The following is a 1,385-nucleotide window of genomic DNA, read 5'->3' on the forward strand; positions in this document are numbered from 1 at the left end:
TTCTACAGGTGCTCGATGCGGGCGACATGCAGCCCGGAGCACTCGGCGAGGTTGTGGCGGGAGTTCCAGAGGGCCGGATAGCCGTCGGCGTTCATGCTGATCGGCATCTTCCTGCTGGCCACCCAGCACCCGATCGACGGCCACCACCCCGGCCCGTCCCTGATCACCGGCAACGGCGGCGTCTTCCCCAACGGCCTGCTGCCCATGCTGCTGATCATCCAAGGTGTCGTCTTCGCCTACGCCTCCGTCGAACTGGTCGGCGTAGCCGCGGGCGAGACCGAGAACCCCGAGAAGATCATGCCCAAGGCGATCAACTCGATCATGTGGCGCGTCGGCGTCTTCCCCACACCCCTTTGGCCTGGACCGCCCCGCGTCCCGCGTGTCGGTCAGCCTCCTCACACCCCGCACCGGGGGAGGCAACCGTGCCCGTCAGCTGTCCAGCGTCCCCGTGGCCAGCAGGCCGAAGAGGAGCAGGCTGACGACGATGCGGTAGACCACGAAGGCGTTGAAGGAATGCTTGGCGACGAACTTCAGCAGCCAGGCGATGGAGGCGTAGGCGACGACGAAGGAGACACCCGTGCCGACGGCCAGCGGGGCCGCGCCCACGCCCGCGCCGAGGGCATCCTTGAGCTCGTAGATGCCGGCGCCGGTGAGGGCGGGGATGCCGAGGAAGAAGGAGAGGCGAGTGGCCGCCACGCGGTCGAGGTCCAGGATCAGGGCCGTGGACATGGTCGCGCCGGAACGCGAGAAGCCGGGGAAGAGCAGCGCGAGGATCTGCGAGCTGCCCACCAGCATCGCGTCCTTGAAGGAGGTGTCGTCCTCCCCGCGCTTGTGCCGCCCCATCTGGTCGGCCGCCCACATCACCGCGCTGCCGACGAGCAGGGAGCCCGCGACCACCCACAGGGAGGCGAGCGGCCCCTCGATGAGCGGCTTGGCGGCGAGGCCGACGACGACGATCGGGATGGTCGCGGCGATCACCCACCACGCGAACTTGTAGTCGTGGTGGTAACGCTCCTCCTTGTTGACGATCCACCTCCCCCACGCGGAGACGATCCGCACGATGTCCTTGAAGAAGTACACGAGTACGGCCGCGATCGCGCCCACCTGGATGACGGCCGAGAACCCGACGACGGCGTCGTCGTCGACGGGGATGTGCATCAACCCCTCGACGATCTTCAGATGGCCGGTGGAGGAGACGGGGAGGAACTCGGTCACCCCCTCGACGGCTCCGAGGACGACGGCCTGACCGACGCTGATGACGCTCATGGGATCCAGTTCTTCTCAGGGGAAGGCATGGACTTCCTGGAGCTGTACCGGCGGTACGGCTGCACGCTCCAGCAGGGCGGCAGCGACCAGTGGGGCAACCTCACGGCGGGTCTCGACCT

Annotated in this window: 1 protein-coding gene and 1 pseudogene; one reads left to right on the forward strand and one right to left on the reverse strand. The window is 67.8% G+C overall.

Annotated elements, in window-relative coordinates:
- Positions 1-90: 90 nt before the first annotated feature.
- Positions 91-342: pseudogene (locus ABZT93_RS40360) on the forward strand (L-asparagine permease); the annotation flags it as partial.
- 87 nt (positions 343-429) lie between these two features.
- Here ABZT93_RS40360 and ABZT93_RS40365 read toward each other — a convergent pair.
- Positions 430-1,266 (reverse strand): undecaprenyl-diphosphate phosphatase, encoded by an 837-nt coding sequence (locus ABZT93_RS40365; protein WP_356114118.1) that lies wholly within the window; start codon positions 1,264-1,266, stop codon positions 430-432.
- Between the last annotated feature and the right edge of the window lie 119 nt (positions 1,267-1,385).

This window comes from Streptomyces sp. NPDC005303 (genome assembly GCF_040607335.1).
Taxonomy (GTDB): domain Bacteria; phylum Actinomycetota; class Actinomycetes; order Streptomycetales; family Streptomycetaceae; genus Streptomyces.